Here is a 21,727-nt window from a genome sequence, read left to right on the forward strand (position 1 = left end):
TTTCCAGCCAGGCACTCGCGGCAACTACCGCACCGGAGACCCACGAACCGAAGCCTTCCGCGACCTCGGGACCGTCCCCGGCCCCTGCCACCACCGTGGCACCTGCGCCTGTCTCCCCGACACCCGCACCAGCGGCTACGACGACGGCCCCGGCGACGTCCAAGACCATGACTCCTGCTGCGGCCCCGGAGCAGGCAGCAGCCAAGGAACCGTGCAAGATCGGATACGTCGACATGACCAAGATAGGCCTGGAATCTACCGGCGGCAAAACCGCTACTGCGGCGATAAAGTCCAAATCGGCGAAACTGAAGGCCAAGATCGAGGCCAAGGCGAAACAACTCGAGAAGGAAAAAGCCTCGATAGAAGCCAAACTTGATACCCTCTCCGGCAAGGAGCGCGCCGCAAAAGCCAAGGAGTTCCAGAAGAAGGTCGAGGAATACCAGAAGCTGGTAAGGTCAAGCCAGGAAGAGATGCAGAAGATGGAGGAGAAGCTTACCAGCGACCTTTACAAGAAGATCAAGAAAGCTACGTCGAGCTACGCGAAATCCCATGGCTATTCGGCGATTGTCGAGGAAAAGGCCCTCCTCTTCGCCTCGGATGCCCTTGAGCCCAAGGATCTCACCGAGGAGATCACTGCCGTGGTTAACGAGAAACAGGCAGGAAAGTAGTCCCTCGGGTGGGCAGCTTCTGCCCGCCATTCCCCACGAACCTCCCTTTGGCGTCCCCGCCGCGAATGACCTCGGTTCGCGGCGGGGACGCCGCTCCTACGCCCGTTGCGCTTTCAGACCATCCCCCCCTCGCACTCTTCGCACTCTCCGTACCCGCTGCATGCTGTACCTCTCCGCATTCACCTTTCACCTTTCACCTTTCACCTTTCACCTTTCACCTTTCACCTTTCACCTTTCACCTTTCACCTTTCACCTTTCACCCTTCACCATTCACCATTCACCATTCAGAGGCAAGTTGGTAACTTTTTGATGCGTGATAGAATTGTCAAATTCGAGCCGACTGGAAAAAGGAGGCTGCCATGAGAATTCCAACCTCGATCTTCCTCTCCCTTTTATTCCTCGCAACGACTCTTTTCACCTCCGGAGAGGCCTTTGCCACACTTGGCGAGGGGCCGGATTCCGTGGCAAGGGACCGCAAAGCCTTGCGGACAGTCCTGCGCACCACCACAACCTACGCCAACTACACAGTCCAGGAGTCGACCTCCAGCGCCACGACGGTCCGGGAATACCTCACCCCGGCCGGTGTCGTTTTTGCGGTCGCCTGGAACGGAGTCGCACAGCCTGACCTGACTCCGCTTCTGGGAAGCTACGGCGACGACTACCGTACGGCCCTCGATCAGAGCAAACGCAGGCGCGGGCAGAAAAGGTCTCACGTACAGGGCAATCGCGTCATCGTCGAAACCTGGGGACACATGCGTAACATGCAAGGCCGGGCCTATGTTCCGGAACTTGTTCCTACGGGGGTGACCACCAATGAAATCCGTTAAGCTCATTTCGGGTATCCTCGTCATCCTCGCTTCGTTGTTCGCAGTCGGTTGCAGTGGCGGCGGAGGTTCTGCCCCTCCACCGACCCTGGTCTCGATCAGCATCACCCCGGCCAACTCCACCTTCGTGAGCGGGACCGTCTTCCATTACACGGCAACGGGTACCTACTCGAACGGCAGCGCGGCCGATCTCACCACTTCGGCGAGCTGGGTTTCCTCCAGTCCCGCAGTGGCCACCGTGAGCGACGCAGCCGGATCCAAAGGGACCGCGACGGCGGTGGCTGCGGGGACCACGACCGTCAACGCCACCGTCGGAACGGTAACAGGATCGACAACCCTCACGGTGACCGGCAGCGGCCCATCCGCCGATGCCAACATAATGACCATAACGGTTAACGGCTCGCTTTGCTCCGATGCGACTTCCTCCGGTTACATCAACAAGGCGTGCGTCAGCGTGACCGTCTGCAACCCCGGCACTTCCACCTGCCAGACGGTCAATGACATCCTGCTCGACACCGGCAGCTTCGGGCTGCGCATCTTCAAGAGCGCGATACCGGCCCTCACCCTTACCCAGGTAGCCAGCGGCTCGGGCTCCCTCGCCGGCTGTGTCCGCTTCGCGGACCTGTCATCACTGTGGGGTCCCATCCAGATGGCCAGCGTGCGACTCGGCGGCGAACCCGCGGTCCAGATTCCGATCCAGGTGATTGACTCAACCTTCGGAACGCGGCCTGCCGGCTGCTCAAATGCCGATGCCAATCCCGTTGCCGCAGGATTCAACGGCATTCTCGGCGTCGGGGTCTTTACCCAAGACTGCGGGCCGCTGTGTACTACCGATCCGAACGTCGGAATGTATTACAGTTGCAGTGGTTCCACCTGTACGGAAACGACCGTTCCGCTCGTCAACCAGGTTCAAAACCCCGTGGCCAGCCTGTCGCAGGACAACAACGGGATCCAGATAAAGCTGCCGTCAGTGCCGACCGGTGGCGTGTCGTCCATCACCGGCAGCATGATCCTCGGCATCGGGACCCAAAGCAACAACACCCCCGGCTCGGTCAACGTCTTCCCCACCGACGCTAACGGCGACTTCAAAACCGTCTATTTCACGGTGAACAATACGAGCTTCCTCGATACCGGATCAAACGCGTACTTCATCCCGGACCAAGCCCCATCGGTACTGCCGACCTGTTCCTCCCCCGATGCCGCATGGTATTGTCCGCCTGTCACCAGGGCCCTCCTTGCCACCAACGTCGGAGCCACCGGATCCCCCAGCGCCGATGTCAACTTCAACGTCTCCAACTTCCTCTTCCTGGTGAGCACCGGGAACAAGGTTTTCAGCGATATCGCCGGCACTTCCACCTTCGGCTTCGATTGGGGCCTGCCGTTCTTCATGGGGCGCAATGTCTTTTTCGGTTACGATGCCCGGCTGACGCCGGCTCTTGGCACCGGTCCCTTCGTGGCCTATTGAAAGCGATAGTGTGGAGGAGATGACCGTTAAGCAATAGAGGACTGGACATCAACCGTGTCAGGAGTTAGGATTGCGCCTCTGAGTTACTGTATTCCCGTGTGATGCCAATATGATGGAGGTGCCTGTTGTCGAGATATCTTTTAGTTACGGCTGCGATGACAGCCGTAATGCTGTACGCGCTACCGGTTCCTGCCGCGCAGAGTCACGCCGCTAGTGGCAAAGAGGTCACGGCCGACAAAGGCGACGAAGGAGATCACGAGAAGCCAAAGCCCGCGGCCAGGACGGCTGTGACCAGACATCGGATAAAGACCGGCGGAAAGGAGATCGCCTATACCGCAACGGCGGGAGTTTTGCCGCTGGTGAATGATACCGGCGATACCGAAGCCAATATCTTCTACATCTCCTACACCTCCGATTCCAATGACAAGAAGCGGCGCCCCCTGCTGTTCATGTTCAACGGCGGACCGGGCGCCGCTTCCGTTTGGCTGCACCTGGGAGCCATCGGACCCAAGCGGGTGCAGATGCTTCCGGACGGCAGCATGCCCCCCCCTCCGTTCAAGCTGGTGGATAACGCCTACAGCTGGCTCGATCAGGCCGATCTCGTCTTCGTCGACCCCGTCGGCACCGGTTTCAGCAGGGCCGCAAAACCCGACCTCACCAAGAACTTCTCCACCGTCCGCGGGGATATCGAATCCCTGGGACGCTTCATCAGGCTCTACCTGACCCGCAACGAGCGCTGGAGCTCACCGATCTTCCTGGTCGGTGAAAGCTACGGAACCTTCAGGTCGGCCGGCCTCTCCGAGTACCTGGTCGAGCACGGGGTGGCCTTGAACGGGATGGTCCTGGTCTCCTCCATCCTGAACCTGCAGACCACCACCTTCGACAACGGCAATGACCTCCCCTACCAGCTCTTCCTGCCGAGCTACACCGCCACCGCCTGGTATCACAAGAAGCTGGCGCCCGACCTGCAGGCCGACCTGGACAAGACCCTGCGGGCTGCCGAGGAATGGGCGGGGGGCGAGTACCAGACGGCCCTCAACAAGGGGGACCGGCTGTCGCCTGAAGAGCGCCGGACGGTGGTGGAAAAACTCTCCCGCTTCACCGGGCTCAGCACCTCGTTCATCGACAACCGCAATCTGCGCGTCGACAGCAGGACCTTCGAGCGCGAACTCCTCCGCGACCGCGGCCAGATCGTCGGTTTCATGGACAGCCGCTTCAGTGCCGCCAACGTCGACCCGGCCGCAGCCTACCTCTTCGACCCGACCGTCACCACCATTCGCCCACCCTTCACCTCCGCCTTCAACACCTATGTCCGCGAGGAACTCGGCTTTCAGAGCGACCTGGAATATTTCACCCTCGGGGGAGGTATCGGGCACTGGGACTGGGACGCCAAGAACAGCTACGCCGACACCAGCGACAACTTCCGCAACACGCTGGCCAAGAACCCCTACATGAAGGTCCTGGTCGCCTCCGGCGTCTTCGATCTGGCCACCCCGCACTTCGCCACCGACTACACAATGGCGCACCTGGGGCTCCCCTCTTCCCTGAGGAAAAACATCGCCATCCGCCGCTATCGCTCCGGACACATGATGTACCTGGAGAATGAGGCCCTCGGCCAGCTAAAGCGTGACGTGGCGGAGTTTATGAGAGAAACGTTGAAGGAACAGTTGAAGTAAGGGATCGATCACAGGGCGGATCCGGCTGGCAGAATAATCGCCCTCCCCCTGCAATGGGGGGAGGGCGATCCTTTGCCGGAGGGAGTGGGTCCTCTGCAAAGGGTGCCTGGTACATCTGGGGGGTTACTGCAAGGCCGAGGCTACTACTTCGGCGATATCCTTGACCTGGGCTCCGTTTCCTTCGAACTCCTTCAGGCCGTCTTCGAACATGGTCATGCAGAACGGGCAGCTGACGCAGATGGTCTTGGGCTTCAGTTCCAAGGCTTCCTTCACCCGGTTGCGGTTGATCGGGCTTCCTTCGTGCTCCTCGAGCCACATCCTCCCTCCACCCGCACCGCAGCAGAAAGCGTTTCCCCTTGCCCTGTCGAGTTCCGTCACCGGTACCCCGGTCACCTCGCGGATGACCTCACGCGGCGCCTCGTAGACGCCATTATGGCGACCGAGGTAGCACGAGTCGTGAAAGACGACGCTGCCGACTTCGCTCAAATGCGGCCCCACCGGCAACCTTCCCTCGTCCAGCAGTCTCCTGATCAGCTCCGTGTGGTGAACCACCTCGACCTCAAGACCATATTGGCGGAAATCGTTTTTGATGGTGTTGTAGCAGTGGGGGCACTGGGTGATGACCTTTGTTACCCCCTTCGACTGGAACTGTTTCACGCTCTCCCTGGCCATCAGGTCGAAGAGATACTCGTTGCCCAGGCGCCTTACGCTCTCTCCGCAGCACTTCTCGTCCTTGCCGAGGATCCCGTAGGAAACCCCTGCGGCGTCCAGCACCCTGGTCAGGGCGACGGTCACCTGCTTGTTCCTGGCATCGAAGGCACCCGAGCAGCCGACAAAGAGGAGGTAATGCGTCTTTCCGGCCTCGAAGGGGGCCAGGTCGAGCTGGGAGGACCATTTGCTCCGCTCCGCGGGCGCCATGCCCCAGGGGTTCGATCTCTGCTCCATGTTCTCGAACAGGTTCAGCAACTCCTCGGGGAACCTTGCCTCCATCTGAACCAGGTGGCGACGCATCTTGACTATCTTGGGGAGATGCTCGATGAAGACAGGACATGCCTCCATGCAGGCCCCGCAGGAGGTACAGCTCCAGAGAGAGCCCTCGCTGCAGCCAGCCTCCCCTCCCGATTTGATCAATGAAGCGGCTGCCGGGGCGCCCTTCCCGCCAGCCTCGCCGGCGACCGCACCGGAGTGCAAGAGACTTTCCTTGATGGAGTGAATCACCACTCTCGGGTTCAAGGCCTTTCCTGTGCCGGCGGCGGGACAGACGTTCTGGCATCTGCCACATTCAGTGCAGGAGAAGGAATCAAGGAGGTCCTTCCAGCTCAGGCGATCGACGCTGGCGGCGCCGAAGCTCTTTCCTTCGACAAATTCCTCCCGCGGCTGGGTGTTAACCCGGTCAAGCCTGCGCAGGAAGACGTTGGGAATGGCCGTCAGGATATGCATGTGCTTGCTGTAGGGCAGGAAGTTCATGAAGACCAGCAGGACGACTGCGTGAATCCACCAGAAGACCCCGGGTAGCGCCGAAAGCTCACCCGACAGAGGAGACGAGGCAAGAAGTAGCGCGGCAAGCGACGATACCGGAGTGGTTGCGCCGGCAGGGGCCTTACCCAAGGCGATCTCGGCCGCGTGCATCCCGAAATAGGCGACCATCAGCACCGCGATCATCGACAGGATAAAGAATGCTTCGAAGGTGCGAGCTCCCTCGTAGGGAGGATTGAGCACCCTGCGGACCGCGGCGACACAGACCGCGACGAGGGCCGCGAGGGAGCAGATTTCGAAGAGCAAGGAGAGCGTCCCATGAATCACCTCGGGGAGGCGTGCGAACGAGACGCCGGGGAAGATGCCGGAGATCAGGAACTCGCCATTAGCGAGGGTCAGCACCAGGAAGGCCCAGAATATGACGCCGTGATTTATGCCGAAGGGCTTCTTCAGGACGCGCTTTTGGCCGAAGGCATAGACCAGCGTCTCCCGCAGGCGGGCCATGGGCTGATCGAGGCGGTATTCACCTGTTCCGACCGTAACCAGATTGAGCCGGCGGTAGCAGCTGAAGGCGAAGGCTCCGAGAGAGAGGAGCAGGACTGCTGTAAATATAGGTTGTTGCATAGGTAACTCCCGAGACTAGAGTTTCCCCCCTCCCCTTGAGGGAGGGGGGCAGGGGTTGGGGGAAGCTGGACGTACGTACCGATCACCGATCATCAGAAAACCAAATCCCCCCTGTCCCCCCTTCGCAAGGGGGGGAACGGACAGCGTTGTCCGGTTAGCTACTTGCACCTGCCCACTTCTCCACATTTCAAACTCCCCCTCGCCCTCCGGGAGAGGGTCAGGGTGAGGGAAGCCCGTATCTCCGTGGCACTTGCCCTCACTCCAGCCCTCTCCCATGGGGAGAGGGAGCAGTTTCGAAGGAAGATTGGGAAGGGAAAGAGGTAAAGCGAAAACCTAACCGGACACCGCTGGGGAACGGAGCTTAACTCAGCGAGCTTCCTTGAGCTCCCGGATCTTCGACGTCAGTGCGGGAACGACCTGGAAGAGGTCCCCGACAATGCCGTAGGTGGCGACTTCGAAGATGGGCGCCTCTGCATCCCTGTTGATGGCGATCACCACGTCGGAATCCTGCATCCCGACCAGGTGCTGTATGGCGCCGGATATGCCGCAGGCAATGTAGATCTTCGGCCGTACCGTCTTACCCGTCTGGCCAACCTGCCGGTCCTGCGGCAACCACCCCGCATCGACCGCGCTGCGCGACCCGCCCACGACGCCACCCAAGAGATCGGCCAGCTCCTCGAGCATGCCGAAATTCTCCTTCGCCATCAGCCCTCGTCCGCCGGAGACTATGAACTCGGCTCCCGCGACATCGACACGGTCTTTGCCTCCCTTGTCGGTGATCACCTCAAGGACCCTGGTGAAGATGGTCGATTCGGAAATGGTGAAGGTTTCCTTGATCACCTTTCCGCCGGCACCGCCCCGGCGCTCGGGCATGGGCATGACGTGCGGACGGACGGTCGCCATCTGGGGCCGGAAACGATCGCACATGATGGTGGCCATGATGTTGCCGCCGAACGCCGGCCGGGTCTGCATCAGGTTCCTTTTATCGTCGACTCCCAGGCCGGTGCAGTCGGCAGTGAGGCCGGTCTTGACCCTGGTGGCAACCGCTCCCGCCAGGTCCCGCCCCATGCCGGTCGCCCCCATGAGGACAACCTCCGGCTTGTACTTGTCGATCAGGTAACACATGGCTTCCAGATAGGGCTCGGTGCGGTACTGGCGGAATACGGCGTCGTCGATGAGATAGGCGCTGTCCGCGCCGAAGCTGAAGGCCTCGTCGGCCAGGTGGGAGATATTCTCGCCGATGATGACGGCGTAAAGCTCGACTCCGAGAGAATCCGCCAGTTCCCGCCCCACCCCGGTCAATTCCCAGGATACCCGGGCCGCTTCTCCGGAATTCTGTTCGATGAATACCCATACTCCGCGAAAGGCAGCGACCTTGCGGCGGCGCTCCAGCTCCTCCTCGTCGAGGTCCTCGGCTCCCTGCCGGGAGAGCGCTGCCAGTATCTCCAGCTCTTCCGGGGTATAGAACATCTCCAGCGCGCCGGCGGGACAGGCCTTGACACACTTCAGGCAGCCGATGCACTTCTCTTCGGCAATGAGAGGCTCGCCCGTTTCGCTCATCTCCACGCCGTCGATCGGGCACGCGCTCTGGCAGCGGGCGCCGCAGGCTACGCATTTCCCGGTGATGACCCTCGCCTTGCCACGAGGTTTCTTCAGTTTCTGTGGTTCTTTCATGGCTCCCCTCTGTCAATTAAACAGCCAGCATGTCTCCCTCGATGAGACGATCGACCAGCAGACTTGCCGCGGCAACGGGATCGGCCATACCGTCCCCGACAATCTCTCCCTCGGCCCTCTCGGGAGAAAAGATCCGGCTCACCCACGTGGGTGACCCCTTCAGCCCGACGCTGTTCACGTCCAGCTTCAGCTCCTCGTTGCTCCAGCGCTCGACCTCCGCGTGCGCGGACGCCAAACGCATGGGGACCGTAGGGTAACGAGGGCGATTGAGTTCCCTGACCACGGTGATCATGGCCGGCAGACGAGCCTCGACGATCTCGTAGCGCCCCTCGAGCTTGCGGCGGACCACTATGGTCCTGGCCTTAAGATCGATCTTCTCGATACGATCCACCAGGGTGAGCTGCGAGAATCCCAGCCTCACCGCGATCCCCGGTCCGACCTGGGCGGTGTCGCCATCGATGGTCTGCTTGCCGCAGAGTACGATCCCGACCTCCTCGTCTTCCGCCAGTTTCCTGATCGCCGCCGAGATGACATTGCTGGTAGACAAGGTGTCGGCACCGCCGAAGACCCGGTCGGAGAGGAGGACGCTGCGGTCCACACCAAGTGCCAACGCCTTCCTCAGCGCGGCCTCGGCGTTTGGCGGGCCCATCGAGAGGGCGACGGCCTTGAAGCCGTGGCCGTCCTTCAGGCGCAGGGCTTCCTCCAGCGCGTGGGTATCGTAGGGGTTGATGATGAAGGGAATCCCTTCCCGGACCAGCGTGTTGGTCACCGGGTCGATCTGGACCTGTGTGGTATCCGGCACCTGCTTGATACAGGCGACAACGATCATGCTGCCCTCCTTTGTTCCATCTGATCACTCCTCGTTGTTACAGTCTTGCCACCTTCAAGTACTGCTTAACCCATGCTCCCCATACTGGCGAGAGCAAAGACATTTTCCGGCTGATAGAGGGGTTCCGCACCCAGGTACATGAGAACGTTGCTTCCCTTTACGGTGAAGCCGTTTTCCTTCAGCAGAGCGGTCGCAGTACGATTGCCAGCGGGCACATCGAGGAAGACCCGCCCCCGGGTCCCGGCCAGCGCCTGGGCCAGAAGCCCCCCTGCCTGTTGGGGGATCAGGGAGCCCCATGGGCCGATCTGGATACCGTCGTCCCAGCGTTGGCAGCAGATAAAGCCGCCCGAGCTGGTGTAGACCTTCCCGCGGGAACAGCAGGTGAGCTGCAACAGGCTGTCCCGTCTTTCGCCCCAGCCTTGCCGATCAACCTCACGCACCAGTTGGAAATCGAGAGTCGGCCTCGGGCCGTTGCCCGCCCTTCCCTTGCCAGTCCATCGATAGACGTGGTCGACGGGGACGAAGCCCAGCCTTCGGTAGAGGTCGACGCCTTTTTCGGAGGCCGTGAGCCAGACGGTTTCCACCCCATTTTTAAGGAGGGCGCAACAGGAGGACTCCATCAGCGATCTTCCGATGCCTCGCCTGCGGGCATCGGGGTGCACCAGCAGGTTTCCGATCCAGCCGCTCTTGCCGTAGCTGATCGAGGTGATGTAGCCGAGAGCTTTCCCCCTTTCCCGGTAGACGAAGCAACCTTGCGGGAAGTTTCGCAGCAGGAAGTCGAGTTCCCAGCTCTCGCAGATCCACCCCTCGTCGACAGCCATGGCAAGAAAGGGGGCGATGTCATTGTCCAGAAAGGGATCGGCCATAACTAGGCCGTATGTGCGAATAGCAGTTCCTGGCCCGGCTCGGCAGCCGCATGGGCCTCAGGTGCCGCCACCGCCTGATCCTGCCCTATCAGGCCTACGGCATCCGCCCTGCACTGCCTGCAGTGTTTGAACTGCCCGATGATCTTCTCATTGGCCTGCCGCAGCTCCTCCAGCCTCTCCGGGGACGGCGGCGAAACGTGAGCGAAGTCCGCCTGCGGGATCAGCGGCATGATGTTCATCACGAACGCCCCGAGTCCCTTCACCATTTTCGAAATCGCCGGAATCTCCTGGTCGTTCACGCCCGGGATGACGACCGTGTTGATCTTGATGGTCATGCCGAGATCGGCTGCCTGCCGGATTCCTTCCAGCTGGTTCATGAGCAACAGTGCCGCGCCCTCTTCTCCCGAATACTTGACACCCTCATAGTAGACGTGGGAGTAGATCTTCCCCCCCACGCGCGGATCGAGGGCATTGAGCGTCACCGTCAGGCTGTGGAGGCCGATTTCCTTCAGTAGCGGCATCTTGTCAGGCAACAGCAGTCCGTTGGTGCTCAGGCACTTGATGAGTTGGGGATACTCGGCGTCCACCAGCTTGAACGTTTCGAAGGTCTCGTCGTTGTAGAGCGGGTCACCGGGGCCGGCTATCCCGATGACCTTGATGATGGGCCCGGTGATCGGACTCGCCATCACCTCGCGGACCCTGCCGATTGCCTCCGAAGGGGTGAGAAGCCTGCTGGTCACGCCGGGTCGTGATTCGTTGGCGCAGTCGTGGCGCCTCGTGCAGTAGCCGCACTTGATGTTGCATTTCGGAGCCACCGCAAGGTGCATCCTGCCGTTCTTGTGATGGTTTCCCCCAAAGCATGGGTGCCCCTGGATCTTCTCCATTTTTCTGCATGATGAAGCCATCAGTTCCTCCTTTTGCCGCAGTGATCTCGGGTCCCCAGAAACGAGAAAACCCGACGGGAGTACTCTCACCGCCGGGCATCGTTGCCTCATTTTCAGATACCTCGTTGTATCCGATGATCTCTCATGAGCATTTAGCGTGCCAGCTTCCACGGTTGATGATCAACTAAAGCGGATGAGGCAGAGGATCACGTAGATTGAGGGAACTTACGGCCCTCACGGGAGCACTATTTCTTGTTGCCGGGAAGAAGAAGCGGCGTCTTTGAGGGAGCAGCCGATGCATCGTATACGCATGGAGAGACTATTTTTTAGGCACAGCTCCGAGGTCCGCCCTGCTAGCACGGTTATGCTTGCAGGGTCTTGCGACTCACAAGAAACAGAGGAATTCGGGGATCTATTGACTGAGGATGGCGCAGATCCGCTTTGGCTCCTGCTTTAGGCCGGCAAATGCAGAAGCAATGGGAGATGGTTGTAGTTAAAGATTGAAGATGGATTGCATATTGCAGCAACGCCCGCATGCCCACCACAGCATTCAAAGAAGAGGTACTGTCTCGGGCACGTGGTGCCTTTATCGGTCTGGCCGTCGGTGATGCCTTGGGCGCACCGGTAGAGTTCATGACTCGCGGCGAGATAGTGACCAAGTATGGCGTGCTCAAGGAGATGGTGGGTGGCGGCTGGCTGAGACTCAAGCCGGGCCAGGTCACTGACGACACCGAGATGTCTCTTTGCCTCGCCCGGGCCATTGTAAAAGCTGGCGGATGGTCTCTCACGGGGATTGCCGACAACCTCGCCTCGTGGCTCAAGTCGAAACCGATCGACGTCGGGGACACCTGCCGGCGCGGTATCAGAAACTACATGCTGAAAGGAACACTGGAGACTCCCCCTAACGAGTGGGATGGCGGCAACGGCGCTGCCATGCGGATGCTTCCGGTTGCCCTCTTCACCCTGGGAGAAGATGCCCTCCTTCAGAATCACGCGGTTCAGCAAGGACACATCACGCATAATCACGTGCTCTCCGACGCCGCCTGCATAAACCTCGGCCGTCTGCTGCACCTGGCCATCAACGGGCGTTCGATGAACCGCATGCGGCGGGAGGCCCAGCAGCTGATAGAGGAGTACCCCACCTTTTGCTTCGATCCCTACAAGGGCCTTGCCACAGGGTATGTCGTCGATACCATGCAGACTGTATTTCACTGCTTTTTCAGGGCGCGATCTTTCGAGTGGTGTGTGGTCGAGACGGTAAACCAGGGAGGCGACGCCGATACGACCGGCGCGATTGCGGGCGCGCTGGCCGGTGCGTACTTTGGAGATCAGAATATTCCATCGAGGTGGGTAAAAAAACTGGATAAGAAGCTACTGGCGGAGCTGAGAGAACTTGCAGAAGAGCTTGTTCGACTGTCGCCTTTGATGCAGTAATGTTATGCCGACAAAACCTCCTTGAGTAATTCAGGCTTTTTCCACCGATCCGGGAAGGTCATATAGTGCAGAGCAAGCGCTTAACCTTGTAGTCGCCGCCGATGACGAGGCATTCACCCTCCCCTTTCAGGATCGAGTTGGGAAGCAGTTCGCTGAAGAAGAATATCTTCGACAGTGGCACCTCCGCCTTCCAGACGATGAAGCCGAACTCCCAGGCACGCTCCTCATCCGTGGTAAAAGAGTTCAGATTGTTCAGCCTGACGATTTCCTCCCGCTTCGAGAGGGTCTCCAGGACATCATGCTCGCTGCGTTCGAAGGTGCCGCGATAGAGGGTCAGCTGCTTCCGGTCCGGATAGCGCTTCGCCAGTTCGTACTGGCAGTATTCGTAAAGGAGATCCAATTGCGAGTTTATGGCCGAGGTGCGCGCACTCCCCTTGGTCCTATCCACCGCGTACTGCAGGTACTCCTCGTCGTGGATCCCCGCGATCCTGACGTGGTGAAAGGTCGGAGCAAGGCCCATCCGGCTTTCCACCCACCCCTTCAAAACCGCTCCCTCCGGCGAATTAGAATCCATCATCCAGCCCCGCAGAAAACGCAGGTAACTGTTCTTCAAGCTCTTTCGTGCGGTTGCCGTACCCTGGTTCTGCCACTGGTGCAGTTGGAACTTGACGGACATGTAGTCGTTGAAGATGGCAGCGCGTTCTTCGCACGAGGAGAGAGCATCGAGCTTCTCGAAGAGGAAACGATTGGCCGCGCGGACTCCCTGGATCTCCAAGGGCTGCGGGTTGTCGTTGAAGTGGCGGGAGGCGATGACCCATGGCGGAAGGTTGCAGTGGTTGAAGGAAGGATTATCCATGGGGCATCACCTCGTCGTGAAGCAAATCAAATAGCAGAAGTTAAATCTATTCCAGCACCCTAGCCAGGTCGGTCAGGGTCCTGGCAATCTCCCCCTCGATCACGAACGGTTCAACACCCAGCCTTTCCAGTTCGACTTTCGGGGCCTCACCCATCATGGAGCAGACGACAGCACGGCACCCCCTGAGGGCATCGGCAGTTTCCTGGAGGGTGTGGGTCCGCAAGGGATGATCGGGATCGAAGCGGCAGTAACGTTCAACCTCACGCTCGTCCACCAGCCTCACAGAGTCGCCTTCAACCTCGTAGATAAGGAACCTTTCGGCGTGGCCGAAATGCTGGTTAATCTCTTTACCATCCTTGGAAGCAACTGCGAATAACATGTTTGGCCTCCTTGAGAGCAGATTCTGTAACTACCATCAGACGCTATACGTGCTTAGGGTGAACGGGCCGGGAAGTACCGTCATTCCATTTGAAACGGTGTGACTGCGGAAAGGCAAATCCCCCCTGCCCCCCCTTTGCTAAAGGGGGGACGTGAAGGTCTGGCGCGTCGTCCCGGGAAGGGCGATCGGCGCTTTGGCCAGATTGGTAGGAGCGCCCTCCCGGGCGCGAACAGCAGTCGGATTCCCGGGAGGGCGCTCCTACGAGTGTTCGCGCCCTGGAGGGCGCTCCTACCACACTGTTCCAGGGGGTTCGCCAGTAGCTAGTGCTAGGCCAGGACGGGCTGGAAGGTGAAGCACTTCTTCGAGCAGGTCCTGCCGCAGGCCTGGCAGCCTATGCAGTTGCCGGCGTTATCGACCTTCATGAACATCTTGGCGGAATCATCTTCGTCCACTTCTTCAAAACTGAGAACATCGTGAGCACAGACCTTGAAGCAACGGCCGCAACCGATGCAGGTCTCTTCGTCAATGGAGACGATAAACTCCGGGGTCCACTCTTTGCCGTTTTTGGTCAAACCGGTGATGAAAGCCATTTCCATTCTCCTTTATCGTTGTTGGTGAAATAGTTTTGTGGTCGTAAGAGCGCCCTTTCGGGCGCGAACCGCGGCCAATCGCGCCCGGAAGGGCGCTCCTACATGGTATGTCGACAGCTTTAGTCCTCGTCGAGGAACGACCCGCTCTGCCCCTTGTTCATAGCCTTGCGCAGCCACGGCGGAGGATTGCCCTTCAGCACCTCCTGGATGCGCTCGATCGACTCCTTGAGGGTCACTTCCACATTGGTCTTCATGGGGTGGATGTGCCGGGCAACGAGTTTTGCCGCTGCCGGTCCGCCGATCTGCATGGTGTAGACGATGGCACAGTCAGAGAGGATGGCGGCACGTGCAGCGATACGGTCTTCCTCATCACTGCCGTGCTCGGCGACACTGACTGTCTCTACATAAGCAGCTTCGTCCGGCCCTACTTCCCAGATATGGAATGAATCAGCCTGGCCAAAGTGCAGATCAATAAGCTCACCGGTCTTAGTAGTAAACGCGATTTTCATAGCAGCTCCTTTTATAGGCTGATTGCCTGCTCTCTGTATTCCCTTCTCCCACCGCCCTCTCGAACCCTCTCCCTCATGGGGCGTGGAAATGAAGACAGACGGGCGAGAAGTATCCTAGTTGTGCGCCAGCTTCTGTGCTTCTTTGGCATTGGCCTGGAAGATGTTGGCGATCTCGAAGACCAGGTTCGTGGTCCCCTGGTAGCCAACCCACATCTTGTGATGGGAGCCGAGCCTGTCGAATACGGGCATCCCCGTCCTAAGATGTGCATTGATCCCCAGCTTCTTGGCGGCCTGCCTTCCGTTGGAATTTGCCACCAGAAGATCCGCCCCTGCCGCCGTCTGCTCCAGATCCTCCAGATCCCCGACAAAAAGCTGATCCACCGGGAGAGAGGCGAGCCCGCGGGTTCTGGTTGCGGCGATGGCGACCTGTATCTCGCAACCCAATCCCGCCAGGAATCGGGTCATCCCCTTCAGATGGTCGGCTTCGAGTGCCAGTGCCACCTTCTTCAACCCGAACTGGTAGTGACTGTCGACCATGGCATCGGTCAAGCGGCTTCTCCAGCGCCTGAATTTCACCGGAATCTGCCGGCCCGAGAGCGCGGACAGGGTTGTCATAAGTGCATCGGTCTCCGCTAGACCGGTGATGGAGGTGAACCCGTAACGGGGGATGCCGAAGTTCTCCTCGAGGATTTGGGCGGCATCTGCCAGGGAGTCGCCGAAATAAAGGGTAGCCTCGCTTCTGCCTGCCCAACGTATCCGCTCGACCTTGACGCCTCCCACTGAAAGTGCCGAGACGGTCTCATCGATATGGCCATCGAGGGCGTTCGAGATGTCGGGGATGACCACTGGATCAAGCCCGAAAGCGACGCAGATCGAGGCAATCTCCTCTACCTCGAGAGGAGTCAGGTGGCAACCCGGCAGGATGTTGACCTGCCCTTTAACCGTGGTCCCGCCTTCCGGTATGGAGGCGACTATGGCCTCAACGGCTGCGGCATACCCTTCCTGCATCGACCCGCAATAGTCCGGGGTGGAGGCGTGGATCACGGGGGTCTCATCATGCTCCGGATGGTCCTGACGGAACTTCACGATGGCGCTTCTCACGTCATCGCCCATGGTCTCGGTCAGACCTGAGGTCATGACACCGACCACGGCAGGCTTGAATTTCTCCATGACCCGGTTGAGCCCGTGCTTCAGGTTTTCCCACCCCCCGAAGATCGCGGCTTCCTCGCTCATGCTGGTCGAGTTGAGGGCGATCGATTCCTTGAAGTGGCGGGAGAGCTGCAACCTGATGAAGGTCGAGCACCCCTGCGCTCCGTGGAGCAGGCCGAGCATCCCGTCAATCCCGAGATAGGCCAGGGTCGCACCGAGCGCCGGCGAATTCTTCTGCGGGTTCACCGTGGCGTTCTTGACCGGCACCTTCACCCGGCACTGCTTCATGTCTTCCGCAGCGAGTCGCTCGGCGTGCGCCGAGACCTCTAGCAGGTCCGCCTCCAGCTCGTCGGCATCCTTCTCCCACGGCGCCTTCGCGTTGAGCACCGGCCAGATGGGATTGTTGACGGTGAGGTCAAGCTGCTTTGCGAAGGTGACCATGCCGTCATACCCGGCATAAGGATGAGAGCGTCCGTGGTTGATGTCCAGAAACGGAGTCTTGGTCTTGAGAGCCAGGAACTTGGTCTTGCCGCCTGCCACGATAAGGTCCGGGAGTTTCTCGTACATGACCGAGAGGAGCCCCGCCGTGCTGGTGTCAGCGATGATGGAGGCATCCTTGTTCATCAGCGCCTTCATCCGGTAGAAGTCCTCAAGGGTCGAATTCTGGGTGCCTGCGGCCAGGATGTCGACGCCCAGTTCCGACAGGGCGTTGACCATCGACCAGGTCTTGACCCCACCGGTGAAGAGGACGGCGCGCTTCCCTGCCAGTCTTTCGCGGTACGGCGCCAGCAGCTCCCGGCAGGACGCTTCGCTTTCGGCGATCAGCTTTTCCACGCGGTCCTGCATGGTCCGCTTCTCCAGGCCGTTCACCACGTCGTCAAGTTCGCGTGCGATGTCGCGCAGGGCCTTGGCCACGTCGGTCAAGCCGTAGAAGGACTCCTCGACATAGGGGATACCGTAGTTCTTCTGCATCTTCTTGGCGAGGTTGGTGAGGCTCTTGGAGCAGATGATGACGTTCAGCTTGGCCCGGTGGGCGTAGCGAAGGTCCTCGAACTTGGAGTCGCCGCTGATGCAGGACAAGACCCTGATGCCGAGCTTGTCGAAGAGCGGCAGCATCCCCCACAGGTCGCCCGCAATGTTGTACTCGCCGATCAGGTTGATGTCGTAGTCCGTGGTGTACTCGGGCTCCGCCGTGCCTATCACGTATTTCAGCAGGGTCTCGCCTGCCAGACGGTTGCCGATGTTTTTGTCGCCGATGAAGCCCGGGGTGTTGACCGGGATGACCGGCAGGGAAAGCTTTTCTGCCGCCGCCGTGCAGACCGCTTCGATATCGTCGCCCGTCATCGAGGTGACGCAGGTTGCGTAAACGAAGATGGCCTTTGCCTCCGGATAGCGGGCTGCCAGTTCCCGGATGGCCCGGTAAAGCTTTTTCTCGCCGCCGAAGACGACGTCGTTTTGCAGCATCTCGGTGGTAAAGCCGCGCCGGTAGAGCTGGGATTCGCTGGAGCGCGCGCCCCGGTTGTCCCAGGAGTTGCCGGCACAGGCGATGGGCCCATGGACCAGGTGGATCACGTCGGTGATGGGCATCAGGACCACGCGTGCGCCGTCATAGGCGCAGCTTCTTTCCGTCCCCTCCCCCGGTTCCGACTTCTTGCAGAACTTCGGGGCCCCCGCGTCGTGAGTTTCACATTCAGTTGCGTCGTACCAATCCGGTTTTGCCATGAGCTCCTCTCCTTTGAGGGTTTTGAATCAGGTGAATCAGGGGCTAGGGACTAGGGGCTAGGGACTAGGGACTAGGGGTGAATCAGGGGCTAGGGACTAGGGACTAGGGACTAGATGTTTTGACTGATTTTAAGCCCCTAATCCCTAGCCCCTAGCCCCTGCTTTTAGACCCTAGCCCCTGCTTTTAGCCTTTACCTCATCATCTCGAAGTGACGGTCGTCGCAGGTCTCGTCCCTTACTTCGATGAACTTGTTGCAGATGGTGGTGACCATGTTGATGGCGCCCTGGTAGCCGATCAGCGGCTGACGGTGCAGGTTGACGCGGTCGAAGATCGGGAAGCCGAACCTGAAGAGCGGGATATTGGCGTCCCTTGCGGCGAACTTGCCGTGTGTATCGCCGATGATGGCATCGACGGGATCGGTCATCAGCAGACTCCTCATGTGCCAGAGGTCCTTGTTGATGTAGATCTTGCACCCCTTGCCGTCCGGGGAGGAGTCGAGCAGTGCCTGGATCTCCTTCTCAACCTTCTTGGTCCCCTTGCTGCACAGGACATGGTACGGTTTCGCCCCCATTTCCAGCAGGAAGGAGATGTATCCCAGCAAGTAGTCGGGGTCGCCGTAGAGGGCGAACTTCTTGCCGTGCATGTACTGGTGCGCGTCGGTCATGGCGTCGACTGCGCGGCCGCGCTCGGCCTTGAGAGACTCGGGGATCGGCTTGCCGAAGAGCTCGGAGAGTTTCAGCAGCAGCGCGTCGGTCTTCTCGACACCGAAGGGCGTCGGCAGGGAGACGTGTTTGCCGGAGTAGTTGTCCTTGATCCAGGCGAAGGTCTTGGCGCTCGCGTAGGGACCGACGGTCATGGTCACCTTGCCGTTGATGGAGTCGGCGGCGTCCTCGAGCTTGGTGCCCCCCGGGTACGGGCGGTAGGTGCCGTCCAGCGGGGAGTCGAAGGTCTCGGTGATGTCGGCCAAAAGCGTGTAGGGGATGCCGAATTCCTTGAGGATCCTCTTGTACTCGCGGTAGTTGCCGGTGTTGGCGTCGAAGCCGGCGATCAGGTTCAGCTTGCCGGTGCAGCGTCCCTCGACCTGCTTCCCTGCGGTCAGGGTCTGCAGGATGGAGAGGAGCATGGCGTCGTAGCCGTGGACGTGCGAGCCGTTGAAGCTCGGGGTGTTGGCGTAGGGCAGCGGGTAGTCCTCCGGCACGATCCCCTTGTTCCTCGCGTTCTTGATGAAGGCGGTCAGGTCGTCGCCGATAACCTCCGGCATGCAGGAGGTGAAGACCGCCATCATCTTCGGCTTGTAGATCTGGTAGGCGTTCTCCAGAGCCTCGTGCAGGTTGTTCTGCCCGCCGAACACCGCGCCGTCCTCGGTCATGGAGTCGGATACCGCCGGAGCAGGCTCACGGAAGTGACGGTTGAAGGTCGAGCGATAGTAGGAGGCGCACCCCTGGGAACCGTGGACGAAGGGAAGGGTCCCTTCGAAACCGTGGGCGGCGAGCTCGGCGCCCAGCGGCTGGCAGGCATGCGGCGGGTTGATCACCAGCGCCTGGCGGGCGAAGTTCTTCTCCTTGTACTCCTCGGTGTTGATCCACTCGGAGACGCGCTTGACCTCGTCTTCAGGGATCTCGGTTACGTATTTCACGGCAGTATCTGCAGTCATATTAGTACTCCTTTCGGCCGCTGACTAATCCGTCAGACAGCGATGAAAATCAGGTTGAGATTAAGATCGAGATTGATTTGCGGTCGAGGTCCGTGAGCTGCAACTGGACATCATGGTCTTAATCACAATCTTCCTCTGCGCTTAGAACGGCGCCTTTACCAGTTTCCAGGTCGGGCTGTTAATGGCCATGTCGACGTCGCGTGCGAAGATCGGGAAGCCGTTGTAGGCGTGGTAGGGACCGGAGTAATCCCAGCTGTGCATCTGGCGGAAGGGGATGCCCATCTTCTGGAAGAGGTACTTTTCCTTGATGCCGCTGCCGACCAGGTCGGGGCGCAGGGTGTTGACGAACTCTTCCAGCTCGTGTTCGGAGGCGTCGTCGTAGATGACGGTTGCTTCCGGCATCTCCGGGGAGGTCCTCTCGTAGTCGTCGCCGTGGGCGAATTCGTAACCGGAGCCGACCACGGTCATGCCCAGGTCTGCGTAGGCGTTGACGGTGTGACGGGGCCTGAGACCGCCTACGTAAAGCATGACCGTCTTCCCTTCCAGGCGCGGGCGGTACTCGTCGATGACGGCCTGCATGATCGGGTCGTACTTGGCGATGGCGGCCTCGACCTTCTCCTTGATGACGTCGTCGAAGTGCTCGGCGATTTTCCTCAGGCTCTCCCTGATCTTGGTCGGTCCGAAGAAGTTGAACTCGAGCCAGGGGATGCCGTACTTCTCTTCCATGACCCGGCACATGTAGTTCATTGAGCGGTAGCAGTGGATCAGGTTCAGCTTGACCCTGTGGGTGGCGGCAATCTTCTCGAGTTCGCCGTCGCCGGTCCAGACAGCCTTCACGTTGAGGCCGATCTCCTCGAGGAGCGGCTTGACGCTCCAGACGTCGCCGCCGATGTTGTAGTCGCCGATCAGGGCGATATCGTACGGGGTCTCGGGCTCGGCAAACTCACGGGTGCCGATGATGTGGTCGCGGATGGTGTCGTTGGAGATGTGGTGACCAAGCGACTGGGAAACCCCGCGGAAACCTTCGCAGTTGCAGGGGATGACCGGGATGTCCAGCTCGGCCGAGGCGACCTTGGCGACGGAGTTGATGTCGTCACCGATGAGGCCTACCGGGCACTCGGAAAGGACGGAGATGCCCTTGGCGAGCGGGAAGAGATCGTGGGCCTCGGCAAGCAGAGTCTTCAGTTTCTTGTCGCCGCCGTAGACGATGTCCTTTTCCTGGAAGTCCGAGGTGAACTGCATGGCGAACTGGTTGACGCCGTTGATGCCGGTCATCAGGTTACGCCGGGTACCCCAGGAGTACCAGCCGCAGCCGACGGGACCGTGGGAGACGTGGACCATGTCGCGGATCGGGCCCCAGACCACCCCTTTGGCTCCAGCGTAGGCGCAGCCGCGGGCGCTCATGATGCCGGGGACAGTCTTGCGGTTCGACTTGACGCAAGCCCCCTCCCCTTCGTTGGGAGCCAGATGCGGCGCCCTTTTTTTCCTGGCCTTCTCAGGATAGATCTCCATGGCATGGTCGATCATCTCCTGGGTGGATTCCTTGGTGATCCCCTCTACTTTCTTCTTCAGTTCAGACATGTATGACTCCTTGTAAACCGTGGCGGTCGGGCCTAACTCCCCCCTTGTCAAAGGGGGGCGGGGGGGGATTTGCCTCTGCTACCAAAAAGCAAATCCCCCTAAATCCCCCTTTAACAAGGGGGACTTCCTGTCCCGTCGCCATTCACGGCGGTAGCGGATAGATTAGACGGCAGCAGCCTCGGCCACACCCACGATAGACTCGTCCTCGGCCTCCATGATGCCGAACTCCATGAGGAGGTCTTCGAGCTCTTCCATCTCCAGCGGAGTCGGAACCACCAGCATCTTGTTGTCGGCGATCTTCTGGGCCAGGGTGCGGTATTCCTGTGCCTGGGGATGCTCGGGGGAGTACTCGATGACAGTCATCCTGCGAAGCTCGGCGCGCTGCACCTGGTTGTCGCGGGGGACGAAGTGGATCATCTGGGTGCCGAGCTTCTTGGCGAGGGCATCGATCAGTTCGTACTCCTTGTCAGTCTTCCTGGCGTTGCAGATGAGGCCTGCGAGGCGGACCTTGCCGGAGGTCGCGTACTTCAGGATGCCCTTGGCGATGTTGTTGGCGGCGTACATGGCCATCATCTCGCCGGAGCATACGATGTAGATCTCTTCAGCCTTGCCTTCGCGGATCGGCATGGCGAACCCGCCGCAGACGACGTCGCCGAGGACATCGTAGAAGACGAAATCGAGATCGTCAGTGTAGGCGCCGTTTTCTTCCAGGAAGTTGATGGCGGTGATGACGCCGCGTCCTGCGCAACCGACACCCGGCTCCGGTCCGCCGGACTCGACGCACTTGACATCGCCGTAGCCGACTTTCAGAACGTCTTCCAGTTCCAGGTCCTCGACGGTGCCGAGTTCACGTACCAGGTCCATGA

At 60.0% G+C, this 21,727-nt stretch carries 18 protein-coding genes; 5 read left to right on the forward strand and 13 right to left on the reverse strand.

Going from position 1 to position 21,727, the window contains the following annotated elements; genetic code table 11:
- The 4 genes from AC11W3_RS05735 to AC11W3_RS05750 form a co-directional block, all read left to right on the forward strand.
- The coding region (locus tag AC11W3_RS05735) for an OmpH/Skp family outer membrane protein (RefSeq protein ID WP_484092628.1) at window positions 1–668 on the forward strand (668 nt) is incomplete at its 5' end.
- Window positions 669–1,027: 359 nt separating this feature from the next.
- On the forward strand, window positions 1,028–1,495 hold the full coding sequence (locus AC11W3_RS05740) for a DUF2844 domain-containing protein (protein ID WP_484089240.1): 468 nt from the start codon (window positions 1,028–1,030) through the stop codon (window positions 1,493–1,495).
- The gene (locus tag AC11W3_RS05745) at window positions 1,482–2,957 is read left to right on the forward strand and encodes a DUF3443 family protein (protein WP_484092629.1); all 1,476 of its coding nucleotides are present in this window, start codon (window positions 1,482–1,484) and stop codon (window positions 2,955–2,957) included. Before AC11W3_RS05740 ends, AC11W3_RS05745 begins: the two co-directional genes overlap by 14 nt.
- Before the next feature lie 167 nt (window positions 2,958–3,124).
- On the forward strand, window positions 3,125–4,633 hold the full coding sequence (locus tag AC11W3_RS05750) for a S10 family peptidase (RefSeq protein ID WP_484089238.1): 1,509 nt from the start codon (window positions 3,125–3,127) through the stop codon (window positions 4,631–4,633).
- A 123-nt stretch (window positions 4,634–4,756) separates the two neighbouring features.
- On the opposite strand, the gene AC11W3_RS05755 is transcribed toward AC11W3_RS05750, so the two are convergent.
- From AC11W3_RS05755 to AC11W3_RS05775, 5 genes are all read right to left on the reverse strand, one after another.
- Complete coding sequence (locus AC11W3_RS05755) at window positions 4,757–6,733, reverse strand: (Fe-S)-binding protein (protein WP_484089237.1); 1,977 nt, start codon at window positions 6,731–6,733, stop codon at window positions 4,757–4,759.
- 366 nt (window positions 6,734–7,099) lie between these two features.
- Window positions 7,100–8,407: an FAD-binding protein gene (locus AC11W3_RS05760; protein ID WP_484089236.1), complete on the reverse strand. Its 1,308-nt coding sequence runs from the start codon at window positions 8,405–8,407 to the stop codon at window positions 7,100–7,102.
- Window positions 8,408–8,423: 16 nt separating this feature from the next.
- On the reverse strand, window positions 8,424–9,236 hold the full coding sequence (locus AC11W3_RS05765) for an electron transfer flavoprotein subunit beta/FixA family protein (RefSeq protein ID WP_484089235.1): 813 nt from the start codon (window positions 9,234–9,236) through the stop codon (window positions 8,424–8,426).
- A gap of 65 nt (window positions 9,237–9,301) precedes the next feature.
- The gene (locus AC11W3_RS05770; protein ID WP_484089234.1) at window positions 9,302–10,102 is read right to left on the reverse strand and encodes a GNAT family N-acetyltransferase; all 801 of its coding nucleotides are present in this window, start codon (window positions 10,100–10,102) and stop codon (window positions 9,302–9,304) included.
- 2 nt (window positions 10,103–10,104) lie between these two features.
- Window positions 10,105–11,007: a radical SAM protein gene (locus tag AC11W3_RS05775; RefSeq protein WP_484092630.1), complete on the reverse strand. Its 903-nt coding sequence runs from the start codon at window positions 11,005–11,007 to the stop codon at window positions 10,105–10,107.
- A gap of 513 nt (window positions 11,008–11,520) precedes the next feature.
- Here AC11W3_RS05775 and draG point away from each other — a divergent pair.
- Complete coding sequence (gene draG, locus AC11W3_RS05780) at window positions 11,521–12,420, forward strand: ADP-ribosyl-[dinitrogen reductase] hydrolase (protein WP_484089232.1); 900 nt, start codon at window positions 11,521–11,523, stop codon at window positions 12,418–12,420.
- Window positions 12,421–12,478: 58 nt separating this feature from the next.
- On the opposite strand, the gene AC11W3_RS05785 is transcribed toward draG, so the two are convergent.
- The 8 genes from AC11W3_RS05785 to nifH form a co-directional block, all read right to left on the reverse strand.
- Window positions 12,479–13,276, reverse strand: a complete 798-nt coding sequence (locus AC11W3_RS05785; protein WP_484092631.1) for an NAD(+)--dinitrogen-reductase ADP-D-ribosyltransferase — start codon at window positions 13,274–13,276, stop codon at window positions 12,479–12,481.
- A 46-nt stretch (window positions 13,277–13,322) separates the two neighbouring features.
- The gene (locus AC11W3_RS05790; RefSeq protein WP_484089101.1) at window positions 13,323–13,655 is read right to left on the reverse strand and encodes a NifB/NifX family molybdenum-iron cluster-binding protein; all 333 of its coding nucleotides are present in this window, start codon (window positions 13,653–13,655) and stop codon (window positions 13,323–13,325) included.
- 326 nt (window positions 13,656–13,981) lie between these two features.
- Complete coding sequence (gene fdxB, locus AC11W3_RS05795) at window positions 13,982–14,245, reverse strand: ferredoxin III, nif-specific (protein WP_484089102.1); 264 nt, start codon at window positions 14,243–14,245, stop codon at window positions 13,982–13,984.
- 119 nt (window positions 14,246–14,364) lie between these two features.
- Window positions 14,365–14,754, reverse strand: coding sequence for a nitrogen fixation protein NifX (nifX, locus tag AC11W3_RS05800; protein WP_484089103.1), 390 nt, complete (start codon window positions 14,752–14,754; stop codon window positions 14,365–14,367).
- A 114-nt stretch (window positions 14,755–14,868) separates the two neighbouring features.
- Window positions 14,869–17,625, reverse strand: coding sequence for a bifunctional nitrogenase iron-molybdenum cofactor biosynthesis protein NifEN (locus AC11W3_RS05805; protein WP_484092632.1), 2,757 nt, complete (start codon window positions 17,623–17,625; stop codon window positions 14,869–14,871).
- Window positions 17,626–17,816: 191 nt separating this feature from the next.
- The gene (nifK, locus tag AC11W3_RS05810; protein WP_484089475.1) at window positions 17,817–19,280 is read right to left on the reverse strand and encodes a nitrogenase molybdenum-iron protein subunit beta; all 1,464 of its coding nucleotides are present in this window, start codon (window positions 19,278–19,280) and stop codon (window positions 17,817–17,819) included.
- Between the two features lie 141 nt (window positions 19,281–19,421).
- Window positions 19,422–20,861: a nitrogenase molybdenum-iron protein alpha chain gene (gene nifD, locus AC11W3_RS05815; protein ID WP_484089474.1), complete on the reverse strand. Its 1,440-nt coding sequence runs from the start codon at window positions 20,859–20,861 to the stop codon at window positions 19,422–19,424.
- Between the two features lie 162 nt (window positions 20,862–21,023).
- On the reverse strand, window positions 21,024–21,727 hold a 704-nt coding region (gene nifH / locus AC11W3_RS05820; protein WP_484092633.1), incomplete at its 5' end, for a nitrogenase reductase.

The sequence above is a fragment of the Geomonas sp. genome (genome assembly GCF_056994735.1).

Coding starts and splice junctions, on each gene's coding strand:
- AC11W3_RS05740 (WP_484089240.1), top strand. CDS start 1,028: ATGAGAATTCCAACCTCGATCTTCCTCTCCCTTTTATTCCTCGCAACG.
- AC11W3_RS05745 (WP_484092629.1), top strand. CDS start 1,482: ATGAAATCCGTTAAGCTCATTTCGGGTATCCTCGTCATCCTCGCTTCG.
- AC11W3_RS05750 (WP_484089238.1), top strand. CDS start 3,125: ATGCTGTACGCGCTACCGGTTCCTGCCGCGCAGAGTCACGCCGCTAGT.
- AC11W3_RS05755 (WP_484089237.1), bottom strand. CDS start 6,733: ATGCAACAACCTATATTTACAGCAGTCCTGCTCCTCTCTCTCGGAGCC.
- AC11W3_RS05760 (WP_484089236.1), bottom strand. CDS start 8,407: ATGAAAGAACCACAGAAACTGAAGAAACCTCGTGGCAAGGCGAGGGTC.
- AC11W3_RS05765 (WP_484089235.1), bottom strand. CDS start 9,236: ATGATCGTTGTCGCCTGTATCAAGCAGGTGCCGGATACCACACAGGTC.
- AC11W3_RS05770 (WP_484089234.1), bottom strand. CDS start 10,102: ATGGCCGATCCCTTTCTGGACAATGACATCGCCCCCTTTCTTGCCATG.
- AC11W3_RS05775 (WP_484092630.1), bottom strand. CDS start 11,007: ATGGCTTCATCATGCAGAAAAATGGAGAAGATCCAGGGGCACCCATGC.
- draG (WP_484089232.1), top strand. CDS start 11,521: ATGCCCACCACAGCATTCAAAGAAGAGGTACTGTCTCGGGCACGTGGT.
- AC11W3_RS05785 (WP_484092631.1), bottom strand. CDS start 13,276: ATGGATAATCCTTCCTTCAACCACTGCAACCTTCCGCCATGGGTCATC.
- AC11W3_RS05790 (WP_484089101.1), bottom strand. CDS start 13,655: ATGTTATTCGCAGTTGCTTCCAAGGATGGTAAAGAGATTAACCAGCAT.
- fdxB (WP_484089102.1), bottom strand. CDS start 14,245: ATGGCTTTCATCACCGGTTTGACCAAAAACGGCAAAGAGTGGACCCCG.
- nifX (WP_484089103.1), bottom strand. CDS start 14,754: ATGAAAATCGCGTTTACTACTAAGACCGGTGAGCTTATTGATCTGCAC.
- AC11W3_RS05805 (WP_484092632.1), bottom strand. CDS start 17,625: ATGGCAAAACCGGATTGGTACGACGCAACTGAATGTGAAACTCACGAC.
- nifK (WP_484089475.1), bottom strand. CDS start 19,280: ATGACTGCAGATACTGCCGTGAAATACGTAACCGAGATCCCTGAAGAC.
- nifD (WP_484089474.1), bottom strand. CDS start 20,861: ATGTCTGAACTGAAGAAGAAAGTAGAGGGGATCACCAAGGAATCCACC.